The sequence below is a fragment of the Frankia sp. CcWB2 genome (assembly GCF_977927585.1).
In genome coordinates, this window is sequence record NZ_CDWRCM010000016.1 from 1 (window position 1) to 15,130 (window position 15,130).

Below are 15,130 nucleotides of genomic sequence, written 5' to 3' on the forward strand. Positions count from 1 at the left end.
TCCAGATCCAGAAGACGATGACCGCCAGCGGCACGGCCCGGTCGGCCCCGCGCCACCAGGGGTGCTCGGCGACCAGCTGGAACTGGGTCTCCACCTCGACGACCCCGAGGGCGAGCCCGCCCGCCAGCACCATCGGGAAGGAGCGGAACCGCGCGACCAGCGCGACCGCCAGCGCCGGGACGATGAGCAGGAGCAGGTTCGCCGAGGACAACGGGTTCTGCAGCGGCGCGAGCAGGACCCCGCCGAGACCGGCCAGCGCGCTGCCGGCGCCCCAGGCCGCGGCGGCGACGGTGTCCGCCGACCAGCCGAAGGTCGCGGCGGCCCGGAGGTTCTCCGCCGCCACCGTCGCGGCGAGGCCCACCGTGGTGAACCGGAACACCGCCCAGAGCCCCGCGACCAGCACGGCGACCACGGCCAGCCGGACAAACACGGACACGCCGACGGGCTCGTCGAACAGCGTGATCCTGCCGGTCGGCAGCACCGTCGGGGAGGTGCGCACGGCACCGGCGAACATCAGCGTCAGCGACGACTGCAAGATGATCAGCAGACCGAGCGTCGCCATCAGCCGCAGCAGCGAGGTCGCCTCGCGCAGCCGCCGCATCACCAGCAGGTGGAACACGACCCCGATGGCGGTCGTCGACAGCACGGCCAGCGGCGCCGCGAGGCCGAGCGGCAGCCCCCACCCCGCATGCAGCCCATGGAAGGCATAGGCCGCCCAGGCCAGCAGCGCGCCCTGGGCCAGGTTGAGCACACCGGCCCCACGGGCGATGACCACCACACCCGAGGCCACGAGGGCGTAGAGCGCGCCCGTGCCCAGGCTGAGCAGGGCGTAGCCCATGACGTCGTTCAACGGCGGCCCACCCTGCTCCGGGCACCGCGGAACGGCGCCTCGATCATCCCCTCAGTGGCCCCCCACCAATGGTCGCCGGCTCTCCTCGATCGCGATGAGCGGCGTGAGCCCACCGGAAAATCCGCAGCCAGGCCATTGATCACGTAATCATGGCAACCGAGGTGACGGTACGACCGGACAGACCGATAAGGCAATCAAACCAGCCACAACAGCCACCGAATCCCATGAGAGCTACCGAAGCTCGCAAAAGCCACCTAACCCCACGGATTGGCCAGGGGTGACGGAACGCGGACACACCGCGGAACGCCCGGGATGGCACCATCGGACGAACGCTCGATGGCGGAGGAACGCTCGATGGCGGAGGAACGCTCGATGGCGGAGGAACGCTCGATGGCGGACGAACACGGCTACAGGGGTGGAAACGGATGAGGGACCTGGTACCTGGCGCGAACGGGCCGTTGCCTCCCGGCCCTGTCTCGGTCCGGCTCGCCGGTCCCTTCGACGTCTGTGCGCTCGTCACCGGCGCGAACGGCAAGGTCGCCGCGGACAACGACTTCGTGTTCTACAACCAGCCCAGAGCGCCGGGCGTGGCGCTCTCGGGCAGCGCGGTGACCGTCGATCCGGGCCGGCTGCACCCGGGCGCCGAACGTGTCGTGATCGCCGCCAGCCCCGAGGACGGTACGACGCCCTTCGGACGGCTGCCAGCTCTCGCCGTCACCATCCATAATGATCATGATGCCCTCATCGCCCGCTTCGCGCCGCCGCCGTTGTCCCGCGAGACCGTGGTCACGCTGGTGGAGATCTACCGGCGCGGCCCCGCGTGGAAGATCCGGGCGGTGGGGCAGGGGTACGCGGACGGCCTCGCCGGTCTCGCCCGGGACTTCGGAGTCGCCGTCGGCAACGGCGGCAACGGCGGCAACGGCCAACACGACCAGGGCCAACGCCGTGCCCCTCCCCGGTACCCCGACTCCACGGGTCGGGGTACCGGGGAGGGCGGTCTGACCCTCGTGCTCGCGCGGGTCGTCACGCTCACCAATGCCGAGCGCGCCCGGGAGGGTCTCGCGCCGCTGACCGTCGACGACCGTCTGGCCGCCGCCGCGGAGGCGCACAGCGTGGACATGGCGACCCGTGGCTTCTTCGCGCACACCAGCCCGGAGGGACGCACGGTGTCCGACCGGGTGAGCGCCCTGGGCTACCGCTACGCCCAGGTCGCCGAGAACATCGCCGCCGGCCAGAACAGCGCGGACGAGGTGGTGACGGGATGGATGAACAGCCCCGGCCACCGGGCGAACATCCTCATCCCGCGGCTGCGCCAAATCGGCATCGGGCAGGCCACCGGCGGCGAATATGGTTTCTGCTGGACGCAGGTCTTCGGTACCCTGCTCTGAACTGGCACTCTGCCTGCTGGGTCGAACGGATCACGATTTTCCTGCGCCGGTCCCAAAGAACCGCCAGAACCGGTGACATCGCCGCCGCAGGCGAAAAACCTGCGCAACCCGGCTGCGCACGTTCCGCCGGAACCGATGGGAAAGACAACGTCACAAGTCTTCGCCCACGCCTGGAGAAGTCCGCGTCGAATCTCCGGACAACGGCGTTCGGCCATGCCCGCGAACCACTGATCTAGCGTCCTTCCTGGTTGAGTCAGCTTTCATCGACAAGCTCGACCTGCGTTCCACAACCCAGGACAGGACTGGAGAATGCGTACAGAGGATCAACGGGACGGGACGGCGTCCCAACCCAGGAGATATTCGAACGGCCGTCATGCGCGGACTCAAGCACGTCGCCACCGGCTCGGCGGTCTGCTGCTCACCCTCACCGTGGCCCTGATGACCGGGGCGTTGACCGGACCTGCCCGCGCGCAGACCCCGACGATCATCGAGGACGGCACCATCGGCACCGGGATCAACCAGGTCTCCTACTCGGCGGGGTGGGCGAAGTGCAGCGGCTGCATTACCTCTCCGAACAACAGCTTCTACTACTCGGCGACCGCCGGTAGAGTTGCCACGATCCGCTTCAGTGGAACGCAGGTCAACCTCTACGGCGCCAAGGGCCCGATCGGGGGATTCAGCACGGTCCGCCTGGACGGCGGCCTGCCCACCAGCGTCGACACCTACTCGCCAAACGCGACCGTCACCCTGCTCTACAGCTCGGACAAGCTCACCGCCGGCACGCACACCCTGACGCTGACGAACACCGGGCAGCGCAACACCTCCTCGAGGGGCAACAACGTCGGTTTCGACCGGGCGGAGATCACCACCGGAGCGAACCCGCCGCCGGCCCCGCCGTCCTACGCCGGGCCCCGCTCGGGCAAAGGGTGGCTGACCGGCACCTATCCCGACCCGGTGATGAACCAGCAGAACCTGGAGTCGTTCTGCACCTGGCGCGGCGCGCCCTGTGACTTCACCCTGCTCTACACCACCCGGAACAACTGGGGGAACGTCAGCCAGCCGGTGGACCTGCTGCGGACCTTCGCCACCTGGCCCGGCCGGTTGATCATCTCCATCCCACCCTTCCCGGAGAACATCGGCGCCAGCAACGAGACGTGCGCCACCGGGGCCTACGACGAGTACTGGAAAACCTTCGGCCGCGTCCTGAACGCCTACGGCCGGCAGAACTCCTACCTGCGGCTCGCCTGGGAGGGCAACGGCGACTGGTACGAGTGGTCCGCCACCAACCCCACGGCCTACATCAACTGCTGGCGTCACGTCGCGGACGCCATCAACTCGACCGCGGAGCCGGACCCCATCCTGTGCTGGTGCCTCAACGCTCACTACTCGCAGAACCCGCCGAGCCACAACCCGATCGACATGTACCCGGGTGACGCCTGGGTGGACGGGGTCGGCCTCGACGCGTACGACCACTGGCCGCCGTCCCGGACGAAGGCCGAGTTCGACGCCCAGGCTAACGCCCCCGGTGGGCTGAACTACTGGTTCAACTTCGCCCGCGCGCACAACAAGCTCTTCGGTGTCGGCGAATGGGGGGTGGTGAGTGGCAGCGGAAACAACGGCGGTGGCGACAACGCCAATTACGTCCAGTGGATGTACGACTGGTTCGTGGCCCATGCGGGCAAGGGGCTGGCCTACGAGTACTACTTCAACAACTGCGACCCGAACAACGTCGGTTCGAACCTGTACCGACCGCTCAGCGCCGCGTGTCTCTACCTGAACCGGCAGGCGGGCGCCCGCTATAAACAGCTCTACTCCAGGCAGTAGGGTCCGGGGGTGATGCCGGGTGCCGCCCGCCGACGACGATCAGTGGGCGGCACCCCTCCCCCCGAGGAGGTCCTCAGCCGGGCCGCCGGTCGCGGCAGGGGCGTAGCTCGACCGATTCGTAGGCCGCCGGGATGTACCACGATTCGCGGCCGTCGTCCCACCGGACGATGAACGGTGGCCGGCCGCTCTCGCCACGAATCTTGAGTATCACACCGTGGCGCTCGGTACGACCCGTTGCCGAATTACGCACGACGAGGCGGTCCCCGACCCTGGCGTACATGATGTTTCCGGTGTACATCAAGATTCCCTCCCGCGATCTGTTCGCGGCCCGTTCGCGGCCTGTTCCGGCATCAGTGCGCCACCACTCCGTCGAACAGGTCGGTTTCCACGCCGGAACCCGAGCCCGGGCCCACCGTCCCCCGGGCCAGCACGAAGTTCTCGGTGGCCTTCGCTGACCGGCCGTTCCCGTCGACCAGGGCGAAGAAGAATCCGTCCACGGTCATCTGGCTGCGGTGGGCCCGCATCGCCGCGATCTTCGCGGCGAAGAAGCCCGGCGCCTCGATCGTCGTGGTGACCTTGGTATCGGGAACCGACAGCAGCATGTCCGAGGGCATCGTGATCCCCTCGGGGACCGTCTTCGCCAGGTCGGACCGCCAGATGCGGTCCACCGCGGACTCGACCGCGGAGTGGGACAGCGCCGTCTCGTACAACTTCGAGACCTGCCAGGTCGGACCCGCGTCGGGAGCGAAGTCCGGATCGGCCGCGTCGGCGAAGGCCCGGGCGGTGACGTCGTGCGCCCTGATGTGATCGGGATGGCCGTAGTCCCCGATCGCGTCGTAGGTCACCATCACCTGCGGCCGAACCTCCCGCACGATCCGCACGAGCGCCTCGGACGCGTCGTCCATGTTCGCCCGCCAGAAGCAGCGCGGGTCGTCGTTCGCGGGGCTGTCCAACATGCCGCTGTCCCGCCAACGACCGGCGCCCCCGAGGAAGCGGTAGTCGCTGACACCGAGCTCGGCACACGCCCGTTCCAGCTCCCCGATCCGGTATCCGCCGAGCTGGTCCGCGCGGTCCGCCCGCAGGTTGGTCAGCTCGGGGAGCAGCACCTCGCCCATCTCGCCCAGCGTGCACGTGACAAGGACCACCTGGGTGTCGGGATCGGCGGCGTAGCGGGCCATCGTCGCCCCGGTCGCGATCGTCTCGTCGTCGGGATGAGCATGGACGAACACGATCCGACGGGCAGGCAGCGCACCGGAACCTTGAGTAACCGGCATGGCTTGACGGTAGGGGCGCCCCACGGACGGCGCATCTCGACTATCGAACCGGTAACTTACGGATACAGAGCCCGCAATCGCGCCGTTAACCCATAAGAGATAAACAGCTCACAGATCGACGAATCGACGAAGGCGGGCGGAAAGAACAAAGATCTTCATCCAAGCATGATCCGGGGAACGGGAAGGGCATGAGTGATGCACCCGCCAGACAGGACGTCCGATGGACTCGGGAGGCCATTCGCCGAGTCGAGGCCGACACCAACAGATCGGCGGACACCCACCTGTTCCCCCTGCACCTGTGGCCGGCGGAACGGGGCGTGGACATCTATCTGAAGGACGAGTCGACGCATCCCACCGGCTCGTTGAAACACCGCCTGGCCCGGTCGCTGTTCCTCTACGGGCTGTGCAACGGCTGGATCCGGGAGGGGACGACGATCGTCGAGGCGTCCTCCGGGTCGACGGCGGTCTCGGAGGCCTACTTCGCCCGCATGCTCGGACTCCCCTTCATCGCCGTCATGCCCGCCTCGACCAGCGCTCAGAAGATCGCCCTGATCGAACGTGAGCGGGGTCGCTGCCATCTGGTGGCGGACGCCACCACGGTGTACGCGGAGGCCAGGCGGCTTGGCCGAGGCCACGAACGGTCACTACATGGACCAGTTCACCTACGCGGAACGAGCGACGGACTGGCGCGGCAACAACAACATCGCCGAATCGATCTTCAATCAGATGGCGTTGGAGCGCCATCCCATCCCCACCTGGATCGTCGTCGGCGCCGGCACCGGGGGCACCAGCGCCACGATCGGGCGTTATCTGCGGTACCGGCAGCACAACTGCGCGCTGTGCGTCGTCGATCCCGAGGGCTCGACGTTCCACCGCGCCTGGTCCACCGGCGACCCGCACGCCACCGGCGGGCACTCCCGCATCGAGGGCATCGGCCGCCCACAGGTGGAGCCGAGCTTCCTCCCCGACGTCGTCGACCGGATGATCACCGTGCCCGACGTGGCGTCCGTCGCGGCCATGTTGTTCCTGGAGACGCTGACGGGCCGCCGGACGGGTGCCTCCACCGGGACGAACCTCTGGGGCGCGGTGCGGCTCGCCTGCGAACTGGTGTCCTCTGGTCACCGCGGCAGCGTGGTCACCCTGATCTGCGACGGCGGCGAACGGTACGCCGACACGTACTATTCCGGTTCCTGGCTCGACGCGGCCGGCCTCGACCCGCGGCCGTTCACCGAGATCCTGCGCCAAGCCGTGACCTCCACAACCTGGCCGGGCTGACACGGCCTGGCCGGCGCGGTGGCGACCCACCGAAAGCGATGCTACGGTTCCTCCGATCACTAAATGCTACCGGCAAATTACCTACTGCGGTGATTTTATGCGGAACCTGTCGCAGGACCCGGCCGGACAACGACCGGCGGACTCCGAGCCCGCCCGGCACGGCGGGACGATTCTAATCGCCGAGGACGACGCCGCGTTGCTCGAGGTCGCCCGGCGGATCCTGAGCCGCAACGGCTACGAGGTGCTGGCGGCTTCCACCGCCCTCGACGCGTGCTCGATCGCAATCGAGCACCGGGGCGACATCCACCTGCTGCTCACGGACGTCATCATGCCGCGCATGCAGGGCACGGAACTCGCGAACCGCATCCGGGCCCAGCAACCCGGCATCCGGGTACTCTACATGTCGGGCTACGCCGATCCCGTCCTCACCGCGCAGGGGAAGCTGGACCCAGGGGTATCGCTGTTGACCAAACCTTTCTCCGAACGCACCCTGCTGGACAAGGTCCGGCAGGTCCTCGATGCTCCCCGCTGACCGGCCGCGTACCCGGGGGGGGGGACGCAGGGACGTTCAGGGAGAGACCGGCCGTCCGCGCAGGACGATGAGGTCCGGGGCGCCGAGCACCGCGACGTCGGCCCGCGGGTCGCTCGGATACACCACCAGATCGGCCCAGGCGCCCTCGGACAGGCCCGGATAACCGAGCCAGGAGCGGGCCCCCCAGGTCGCCGCGTCGAGCGCGGCCGCCGCCGGCAGCCCGGCCAGGCGGAGCTCGGCCACCTCCGCGGCGACCAGCCCGTGCGGGAGGCTTCCCCCGGCGTCGGTACCGACGAAGATCGGGATGCCGGCATCGTAGGCCGCCCGCACGGTGTCATGGCGCCGGGCGTGCAGGGCGCGCATGTGCCGGGCATAGGCGGGGAACTTCGCCTCGGCGCCCGCGGTGATGTCCTCGAAGGTCGAGATGTTCACCAGGGTCGGCACGATGGCGACCCCCCGCTCGGCGAACAGCGGGATCGTGTGCTCGGTGAGACCGGTGGCGTGCTCGATGCAGTCGATCCCCGCCTCGACGAGATCCGCGAGGGAGTCCTCGGCGAAGCAGTGGGCGGTGACTCGGGCTCCGGCGGCGTGCGCCGCGTCGATCGCGGCCTTCGCCACGTCCGCGGGCCAGCACGACGCCAGGTCGCCCAGCCCGCGGTCGATCCAGTCGCCGACGAGCTTCACCCACCCGTCGCCCCGGTCGGCCTGCGCGAGGACCTCGGCGACGAGGTCGGCCGGCTCGACCTCCGCCGCGTAGTTGCGGAGGTACCGCCGGGGCCGGGCGATGTGCCGGCCGGCCCGCACCAGCCGGGGCAGGTCGTCACGGGCGTCGATCCACCGGGTGTCGGCCGGGGAGCCGGCGTCGCGCAGCAGCAGCGCGCCCGCCGCCCGGTCGGTGATGATCTGCTGCTCGGTGGTGGGCCTGTCGACGGCGCCGTGCGCGGCGAGGCCGACATGGCAGTGAGCGTCGACGAGGCCGGGCAACACCCATCCGGAGACCGTCCGTACGTCCCGGGCCGCCGCACCGGTGGGGGCGGAGAAGGTGATCCGGCCGTCGACGACCCAGACCTCGTCACGGACATCCGTCGGACCGACCAGCACGCCGCCACGGATCCGCAGCGTCGGCACGCTCATATTCACGTCATATCCCTATCATCGTCGTCCGGTCACCGGCGCGCCGGCACCAGGCCCGTGGCGAGGACGCGCCGCCTGATCGGGCCCCGGAAGCACTCAGACGTCGAGCTGCGACTCGACGGCGCGCAGCCGATGACGGGCCAGCGCGAGGTTCGCGCGCGACTTGTCGAGCACCAGATAGAGGAACAGGCCACGGCCGGAATGGCTCTGCAACAACCGGATCAGATGATACTGGCGACCCAGCGTGATCAGGATGTCCTCGATGGTGTCCTGAAGCCCGAGACTCTCCATCGTCCGAATCTTCGCCCGGATGACCTCGGTGTTTCCGGCCGCGGCGATCTCGAGATCGATCGCATGCGTGTTACCGGCCGTTCCGAGGGTCATTCCACTGGTGAAGTCGACGAGGGCAGCCCCAAGCGCCCCGCTTATCTCGAGCGATTCCTTCAGGGCAATGTCGACGCTGTTCATATCGCCTCCCGTGTGTTCGAGGTCGACGGCAGCTCCGACGCTGCCCCCGTTGTGCACTGGCGCCAGTTCACGCGAACCGCGTGTTGGCAGTGGTCCCCGCAACCAGTCCCCCCGCAGCCAGTCCCCGTAGACCGGAAACCGCCCGATCTACGACCGCTCGCACAACTTTAAGCCCACCCGACCGGATCGCGTGCGGGTGGGCGGAAAAAATGGGCTCGGTGGACGGGCGGACCACACGCCGAACCAGAAAAAGAGATGGCGATTCACTCGAAAAAACCCGACCGCCCCGCCGCGAAAGGTCCACCTCATCGAATATGTTGCACGAGAGCCTGAAGATGACAGATCACGTGCCGGCGGAGGTCGGTCCGGCGAGGAGTCGGGTGCCGTCGGGAAGGTTGCCCGAGGCTTCGGCGTCGCGGAGGTACTCCCACAGGACCCGTTGCAACTCGACGGCGGCACGGGTCGGCTCGACGTCGCGGCGACGCGCCAGCCCGATGGTGCGTTGCAGCCCCGGGAGCACGAACGGGGTGACCCGCATGCCGAGCCGGTGGGCAACCGTGCTCGGAATCACCGCGCTGCCCAGACCCGCCGCGACGAAACCGAGCACGGCGTCCATCTCCCCGCCCTCGATCGCGAAAATCGGCTCGAATCCGGCCTCCCGGCAGGCCGTCACGGTGGCCTCCCGCAGGTCGTAGCCGCGGCGGAACATCACCATCGGGTGGTTGCGCAGATCGGCCACGGTTAGCGGGCGCCCGGCGACGATCGGTGGCTCGTCCAGCGACGAGACGAGGACCAGGCTCTCGCGGATCAGCGGCGAGGTCGCCAGTGCCGGGTCGCTGCTCTGCAGCGGAAGGATGATCAACGCCAGGTCCAGGCTGCCCGCGGCCAGATCGCGGACAAGGTCGCGTGATCCCCCCTCCTCGACCAGCAGGCGGATGCCCGGGTACCGCTGGTGGAACAGTCGCAGCACGTCGGGCAGGAAGCCGGTGCACAGGCTCGGGGTGGCACCGAGGCGCACCGTGCCGTGGCGCAGGTCGAGCAGCTCGGTGACCCGCTGGCGGGCGGTCTCGGTGTCGGTGAGGATGCGCCGGGCGAGCGGCAGGAGCGTCTCCCCCGCCGGGGTCAGGCTGATGTTCCCCCGCGCGCGGTTAAACAAAGGTGTGCCCAGCTCCTGCTCCAAGGCGCGGATCTGCTGGGACAGGGACGGCTGGGCGACATGCACCCGCTGGGCGGCCCGGGTGAAGTGCCGGGTCTCCGCGACGGCGACGAAATAGGCGAGTTGGTGGAGCTGCACGCCGCCAGCGTAGACGTCGATAGGACGGCACTATCGAGTCCAGGTTTATCATGTCTTGGACCACTGGAGGGAGTACGCTCTAGGGTGCGCTCGTGGCTGTGACAACCCCGGCGCGATCGGCGTCCCCTGCGCCCACCCCGCGGCCCCCGCGATCTTCGTCCGTCCTGCGCAACCTGTGGCGGTCAACCATCGGCAAAAAGACCGTGATGGCCGTCACCGGGCTGCTGATGCTCCTGTTCCTGATCGCTCACATGCTCGGGAACCTGAAGATTTTCTTCGGCCCTAACGACTTCGACCAGTACGCCGGCTGGCTCCGGGCGATCGGCGAGCCGATCCTGCACGATACGTGGTACCTATGGATCCAACGCGTCGTGCTGGTGCTGGCCGTGGGCCTGCACGCGGTGTCCGCGTACCAGCTCAGCCGGCGTGACCTGCGGGCCCGGCCGACAAAGTACGTCCACCGCCAACGAGCCCGGGCCAGCTATGCCACGCATGTGATGCGCTACGGGGGAATCACCCTCGCGTTGTTCATCGTGTACCACATCCTCGATTTCACGACGCTGACCCTCAACCGACACGGGGTCGAAGGTGCCGCCTACGACAACGTCGTGTCGAGTTTCAGCGTGTGGTGGGTCACGCTCATCTACATCGCCGCCATGATTTCCCTCGGGCTCCACATCCAGCACGGCTTCTGGAGTGCGGCCCAGACGCTCGGTGTCAACAACCCGAAACGGGACCGAGTTTTCAAGGCCTCCGCCAATGCCCTCGCGGTTCTCCTCACGGTGGGATTCGTGATCGTCCCGGTGTCGGTTCTCGCCGGCCTGGTGGATTGACGGCACGGCACTGGGCCGACGGGTCGCTGGGCCGACGGGTCACTGCACTGGTGGATTGAACAGCCGACGGCTCCGCGGCCAACATTGCGCGGCGCGGTGCCGGAAGCATGGGAAGGGCTGACATGTCGTTTTACAACCTCGGTGCCGACATCGCCGACACCGCGGCGCCGGACGTACCGATCGAGCAACGCTGGGACAAGCGACGCTTCACCGCCAAGCTGGTCAACCCGGCCAACCGGCGCCGCCACACCGTGATCGTCGTCGGCACGGGGCTCGCCGGTGGCGCCGCCGGCGCCACCCTCGCCGAGCAGGGCTACCGGGTCATCCAGTTCTGCTACCAGGACTCGCCGCGCCGGGCGCACTCCATCGCCGCCCAGGGCGGCATCAACGCGGCGAAGAACTACCGCAACGACGGCGACTCGGTCCACCGGCTGTTCTACGACACGGTGAAGGGCGGCGACTTCCGCTCCCGGGAGTCCAACGTCTACCGTCTCGCGCAGACGTCCACCCAGATCATCGACCAGTGCGTGGCGCAGGGTGTGCCCTTCGCCCGGGAGTACGGCGGCCTGCTCGACACCCGCTCGTTCGGCGGTGTGCAGGTCTCGCGGACCTTCTACGCCCGGGGCCAGACGGGTCAGCAGCTGCTGATCGGCGCCTACCAGGCGCTGTCCCGGCAGATCGACGCCGGCGGCGTGGAGATACACCCGCGCACCGAGATGCTCGACCTGATCGTCATCAACGGGCACGCCCGCGGCATCGTCGCCCGCGACCTGGTCACCGGCCAGGTCTCCACCTACCTCGCCGACGCCGTCGTGCTCGCCACCGGCGGGTACGGCAACGTGTTCTACCTGTCGACGAACGCCAAGAACTCCAATGCCAGCGCGATCTGGCGGGCGCACCGGCGCGGGGCGTATTTCGCCAACCCGTGCTACACCCAGATCCATCCGACCTGCATCCCCCGCTCCGGCGACTACCAGGGCAAGCTCACGCTGATGAGCGAGTCGCTGCGCAACGACGGCCGCATCTGGGTGCCGAAGAAGGCGGGCGACACCCGCTCGCCCGACACCATCCCGGAGAACGAGCGCGACTACTACCTCGAGCGGATCTACCCGGGGTTCGGCAACCTGGTCCCCCGTGACATCGCATCGCGGGCGGCGAAGTACCAGTGCGACGCCGGCCGCGGCGTAGGCCCGGGCGGGCTCGGCGTCTACCTCGACTTCGCCGACGCCATCAAGCGGATGGGCGAGGACAAGGTCCGCGAGAAGTACGGCAACCTGTTCGAGATGTACGAGCGGATCACCGCCGAGGACCCGTACAAGGTGCCGATGCGGATCTACCCGGCCGTCCACTACACCATGGGCGGGCTGTGGGTGGGCTACGATCTGCAGAGCAGCATTCCGGGGCTCTTCGTGATCGGGGAGGCGAACTTCTCCGACCACGGCGCCAACCGTCTCGGCGCGAGCGCGCTGATGCAGGGTCTCGCCGACGGCTACTTCGTGCTGCCGCCCATGCTGGGTGACTACATCGCCTCGACGAAGCTGGGCGCGGTCGACGCGAGCCATCCCGCGGTCGCGGAGACGGCGGCCGAGGCGACGGGCCGGCTGACCCGCCTGCTCACCGTGAACGGCGACCGCACCGTCGACTCGTTCCACCGTGAGCTCGGCGAGATCATGTGGGACGAGTGCGGGATGGCGCGCAGCGAGGACGGCCTGCGCAAGGCGCTGGGGCGTCTTCCGGAGCTGCGCGAGGAGTTCTGGCGACAGGTCAAGGTGCCAGGCGGCGCGGGTAGTGTCAACCAGAGCCTGGAGCGGGCGAACCGGGTGTCGGACTTCCTCGAACTCGGCGAGCTGATGTGCGTCGACGCCCTGCACCGCGAGGAGTCCTGCGGGGGGCACTTCCGGGTCGAGAGCCAGACCCCGGACGGCGAGGCCCTTCGCGACGACGACCGGTTCGCCTACGTCGGGGCCTGGGAGTTCGCCGGCACGGAAACCCCGCCGGTGCTGCACCGCGAGGTTCTGGAGTTCGAGCACGTCCACCTCGCCCAGCGTAACTACGCGTGAGGCGGTGCCGGTCAATGGATCACGACTGTACGAGGAGCCGACCGTGAAGCTCACCCTTCGGATCTGGCGCCAGGCCGGACCGGACGAGCCAGGCCGCATGGTCACCTACGAGGTGCCCGACGCGAACCCGGACATGTCCTTCCTCGAACTGCTCGACGTGCTCAACGAGCGACTGACCCTGCAGGGCGAGGAGCCAGTCAGCTTCGACCACGACTGCCGCGAGGGCATCTGCGGCGCCTGCGGAGTGGTCATCAACGGCCAGGCCCACGGCCCCCGGGAACGAACCACCACCTGCCAGCTGCATGTGCGGGAGTTCTCCGACGGGGACGTCATCGACGTCGAGCCGTGGCGCTCGGTCGCATTCGGCGTCGTCCGCGACCTGATGGTGGACCGCTCCGGCCTCGACCGGATCATCCAGGCCGGCGGCTACATCAGCGCCCCGACGGGCAGCGCCCCCGAGGCGCACTCCACCCCGGTGCCCAAGGCCGTCGCGGACACGGCGTTCGACAACGCCACCTGCATCGGCTGCGGCGCCTGCGTCGCGGCCTGCCCCAACGGCTCGGCCATGCTGTTCACCTCGGCGAAGGTCGTGCACCTCAACAGCCTGCCCCAGGGCGCTCCGGAGCGGGCGAGCCGCACGCTCAACCTGGTCGAGGCCATGGATGCCGAGGGCTTCGGCGGGTGCACCAACACCGGGGAGTGCACCGTCGCCTGCCCGAAGGGCATCCCGCTGGACAGCATCGCCACGCTCAACCGCGAGGTCCTGCGGGCCTCGATCGGCCTCCGGTAGAGCGGAGAAGTGTGGAGGGTTAGGCACGGTCCAGAGACCGTGGACCGTGCCTAACCCTCCACCGAAAAGGAGCTCTTCGCGGTACGGCGGATCCGGCGGCGCGGGAGGATAATGGCGGCGGTGGGAAATCACCCGATCAAGGCGGACGTGACGGGATCGACGGACACGACCCGACCGGCCGGGAACGCCGCGGGGCTGAGCGCGCCGCACGGGTCACGCCTGCGTCCGGGGCACGCCGTTCCCGACCAGGTGGCGGTGATCGGCGGCGGGATGGTCGGGCTGTGCGTGGCGTGGTTCCTCCAGGACCACGGCAGGCGGGTGACGGTCTTCGACCGCGACCACCTCACCGCCGGGCCCACCTGGGCCGGAGCCGGATCGTCCTGGGGCAACGCCGGCTGGCTCACCCCGGGGCTCGCGACGCCCCTGCCGGAGCCCGCGGTCCTGCGCTACGGGCTGCGGGTGCTCCTGCGCCCGGACTCACCGGTGTACGTGCCTCCGGTCGCCGATCCGGGGCTCGCCCGCTTCATCGCCGGATTCGTCCGGCACAGCACGACCGCACGGTGGCGAACCGCCATGCGTGCGGTGGTGCCGTTGACCCGTGCTGCTCTCGGTGCCTTCGACGAGCTCGCGGCGGGCGGCGTGACCGCGCCGACCCGCGCCGCCAACCCGTTCCTGGCCGGCTATCGCGCCCGGTCCGGCCTCGACGCCCTCCTGACGGAGCTCGCCGAGATCCGGGCGACCGGCCAGCCCGTCGATGCCGAGGTGCTGGGCCCGGCGGCCGCCCGCGACCTCGAACCTCTGCTGTCCGAGCAGGTCCGGTACGTCGTGTCCGTGCATGGGCAGCGGTTCTGCGATCCCGGCCGCTTCGTCGCCGCCCTCGCCGACAGCGTCCGGGAACGCGGCGGCCTCGTGCACGAGGCGATGGCCATCGACGAGGTGCGCGAGGCAGGTGGCCGGGTGGAACTGCTCGGGCCAGGGGGGCCCGGTGGGCCTTACGACGCGGCGGTAATCGCCACCGGCGCCTGGCTTCCCCGGCTGGCCCGTCCGTTCGGGGTCCGCCTTCCCGTCCAGGCCGGTCGCGGATACAGCTTCCTGGTCGCGACCGAGCAGCCGCCGAGCGGTCCGATCTACTTCCCCACCTCCCGGGTGGCCTGCACTCCCCTGGGGGACGGCCTGCGGGTCGCCGGCATGATGGAGTTCCGCCATCCGGACGCGGCGGCCGACCCGCGGCGCATCCGGGCGGTGGTCGAGGCGACCCGCGGCCTGCTGCGCGGAGTGGACCTGGACACCCGCACCGCCGAATGGGTGGGACCACGCCCGTGCACCCCGGACGGTCTGCCGCTGATCGGCCCGACCACCTCGCCGCGTGTCTTCATCGCCGGCGGGCACGGCATGTGGGGCATCACCC

At 69.2% G+C, this 15,130-nt stretch carries 13 protein-coding genes and 1 pseudogene; 8 read left to right on the plus strand and 6 right to left on the minus strand.

What is annotated here, in order from left to right:
• On the minus strand, window positions 1-850 hold an 850-nt coding region (locus ACY45C_RS03310), incomplete at its 3' end, for a branched-chain amino acid ABC transporter permease (protein ID WP_462186178.1).
• Between the two features lie 425 nt (window positions 851-1,275).
• Between ACY45C_RS03310 and ACY45C_RS03315 the strand changes: the two genes are divergently transcribed.
• Both ACY45C_RS03315 and ACY45C_RS03320 read left to right on the plus strand, forming a co-directional pair.
• Window positions 1,276-2,238, plus strand: coding sequence for a CAP domain-containing protein (locus ACY45C_RS03315; protein WP_462186179.1), 963 nt, complete (start codon window positions 1,276-1,278; stop codon window positions 2,236-2,238).
• A gap of 309 nt (window positions 2,239-2,547) precedes the next feature.
• Window positions 2,548-4,062, plus strand: coding sequence for a glycoside hydrolase family 26 protein (locus ACY45C_RS03320; RefSeq protein ID WP_462186180.1), 1,515 nt, complete (start codon window positions 2,548-2,550; stop codon window positions 4,060-4,062).
• A 73-nt stretch (window positions 4,063-4,135) separates the two neighbouring features.
• Here the strand turns inward: ACY45C_RS03320 and ACY45C_RS03325 are convergent, their stop codons facing one another.
• Window positions 4,136-4,360 carry a DUF1918 domain-containing protein gene (locus tag ACY45C_RS03325; protein ID WP_462186202.1) on the minus strand — a complete coding sequence of 75 codons (225 nt, stop codon included), beginning with the start codon at window positions 4,358-4,360 and terminating at the stop codon, window positions 4,136-4,138.
• 52 nt (window positions 4,361-4,412) lie between these two features.
• Complete coding sequence (mshB, locus tag ACY45C_RS03330) at window positions 4,413-5,336, minus strand: N-acetyl-1-D-myo-inositol-2-amino-2-deoxy-alpha-D-glucopyranoside deacetylase (protein ID WP_462186181.1); 924 nt, start codon at window positions 5,334-5,336, stop codon at window positions 4,413-4,415.
• Between the two features lie 188 nt (window positions 5,337-5,524).
• On the opposite strand from mshB, the pseudogene ACY45C_RS03335 reads away from it, so the two are divergent.
• Together ACY45C_RS03335 and ACY45C_RS03340 are read left to right on the plus strand one after the other, a co-directional pair.
• A pseudogene (locus ACY45C_RS03335) lies at window positions 5,525-6,611 on the plus strand (PLP-dependent cysteine synthase family protein).
• Between the two features lie 97 nt (window positions 6,612-6,708).
• Window positions 6,709-7,143 (plus strand): response regulator, encoded by a 435-nt coding sequence (locus tag ACY45C_RS03340; protein ID WP_462186182.1) that lies wholly within the window; start codon window positions 6,709-6,711, stop codon window positions 7,141-7,143.
• Window positions 7,144-7,179: 36 nt separating this feature from the next.
• On the opposite strand, the gene ACY45C_RS03345 is transcribed toward ACY45C_RS03340, so the two are convergent.
• The 3 genes from ACY45C_RS03345 to ACY45C_RS03355 form a co-directional block, all read right to left on the minus strand.
• A complete protein-coding gene (locus ACY45C_RS03345; RefSeq protein ID WP_462186183.1) occupies window positions 7,180-8,277 on the minus strand; it encodes an amidohydrolase family protein in 1,098 nt (365 codons plus the stop codon).
• Between the two features lie 96 nt (window positions 8,278-8,373).
• The gene (locus ACY45C_RS03350; RefSeq protein ID WP_462186184.1) at window positions 8,374-8,745 is read right to left on the minus strand and encodes a hypothetical protein; all 372 of its coding nucleotides are present in this window, start codon (window positions 8,743-8,745) and stop codon (window positions 8,374-8,376) included.
• Window positions 8,746-9,088: 343 nt separating this feature from the next.
• Window positions 9,089-10,039 carry a LysR family transcriptional regulator gene (locus tag ACY45C_RS03355; protein ID WP_462186185.1) on the minus strand — a complete coding sequence of 317 codons (951 nt, stop codon included), beginning with the start codon at window positions 10,037-10,039 and terminating at the stop codon, window positions 9,089-9,091.
• Window positions 10,040-10,131: 92 nt separating this feature from the next.
• On the opposite strand from ACY45C_RS03355, the gene ACY45C_RS03360 reads away from it, so the two are divergent.
• From ACY45C_RS03360 to ACY45C_RS03375, 4 genes are all read left to right on the plus strand, one after another.
• Window positions 10,132-10,872: a succinate dehydrogenase cytochrome b subunit gene (locus ACY45C_RS03360; RefSeq protein WP_462186186.1), complete on the plus strand. Its 741-nt coding sequence runs from the start codon at window positions 10,132-10,134 to the stop codon at window positions 10,870-10,872.
• A gap of 122 nt (window positions 10,873-10,994) precedes the next feature.
• Window positions 10,995-12,932: a fumarate reductase/succinate dehydrogenase flavoprotein subunit gene (locus tag ACY45C_RS03365; protein ID WP_462186188.1), complete on the plus strand. Its 1,938-nt coding sequence runs from the start codon at window positions 10,995-10,997 to the stop codon at window positions 12,930-12,932.
• 43 nt (window positions 12,933-12,975) lie between these two features.
• A complete protein-coding gene (locus ACY45C_RS03370) occupies window positions 12,976-13,722 on the plus strand; it encodes a succinate dehydrogenase/fumarate reductase iron-sulfur subunit (protein WP_462186189.1) in 747 nt (248 codons plus the stop codon).
• Between the two features lie 120 nt (window positions 13,723-13,842).
• Window positions 13,843-15,130: NAD(P)/FAD-dependent oxidoreductase (locus ACY45C_RS03375; protein ID WP_462186190.1), on the plus strand; the 1,288-nt coding region annotated here is incomplete at its 3' end.

Coding starts and splice junctions, on each gene's coding strand:
- ACY45C_RS03315 (WP_462186179.1), top strand. CDS start 1,276: ATGAGGGACCTGGTACCTGGCGCGAACGGGCCGTTGCCTCCCGGCCCT.
- ACY45C_RS03320 (WP_462186180.1), top strand. CDS start 2,548: ATGCGTACAGAGGATCAACGGGACGGGACGGCGTCCCAACCCAGGAGA.
- ACY45C_RS03325 (WP_462186202.1), bottom strand. CDS start 4,360: ATGTACACCGGAAACATCATGTACGCCAGGGTCGGGGACCGCCTCGTC.
- mshB (WP_462186181.1), bottom strand. CDS start 5,336: ATGCCGGTTACTCAAGGTTCCGGTGCGCTGCCTGCCCGTCGGATCGTG.
- ACY45C_RS03340 (WP_462186182.1), top strand. CDS start 6,709: ATGCGGAACCTGTCGCAGGACCCGGCCGGACAACGACCGGCGGACTCC.
- ACY45C_RS03345 (WP_462186183.1), bottom strand. CDS start 8,277: ATGAGCGTGCCGACGCTGCGGATCCGTGGCGGCGTGCTGGTCGGTCCG.
- ACY45C_RS03350 (WP_462186184.1), bottom strand. CDS start 8,745: ATGAACAGCGTCGACATTGCCCTGAAGGAATCGCTCGAGATAAGCGGG.
- ACY45C_RS03365 (WP_462186188.1), top strand. CDS start 10,995: ATGTCGTTTTACAACCTCGGTGCCGACATCGCCGACACCGCGGCGCCG.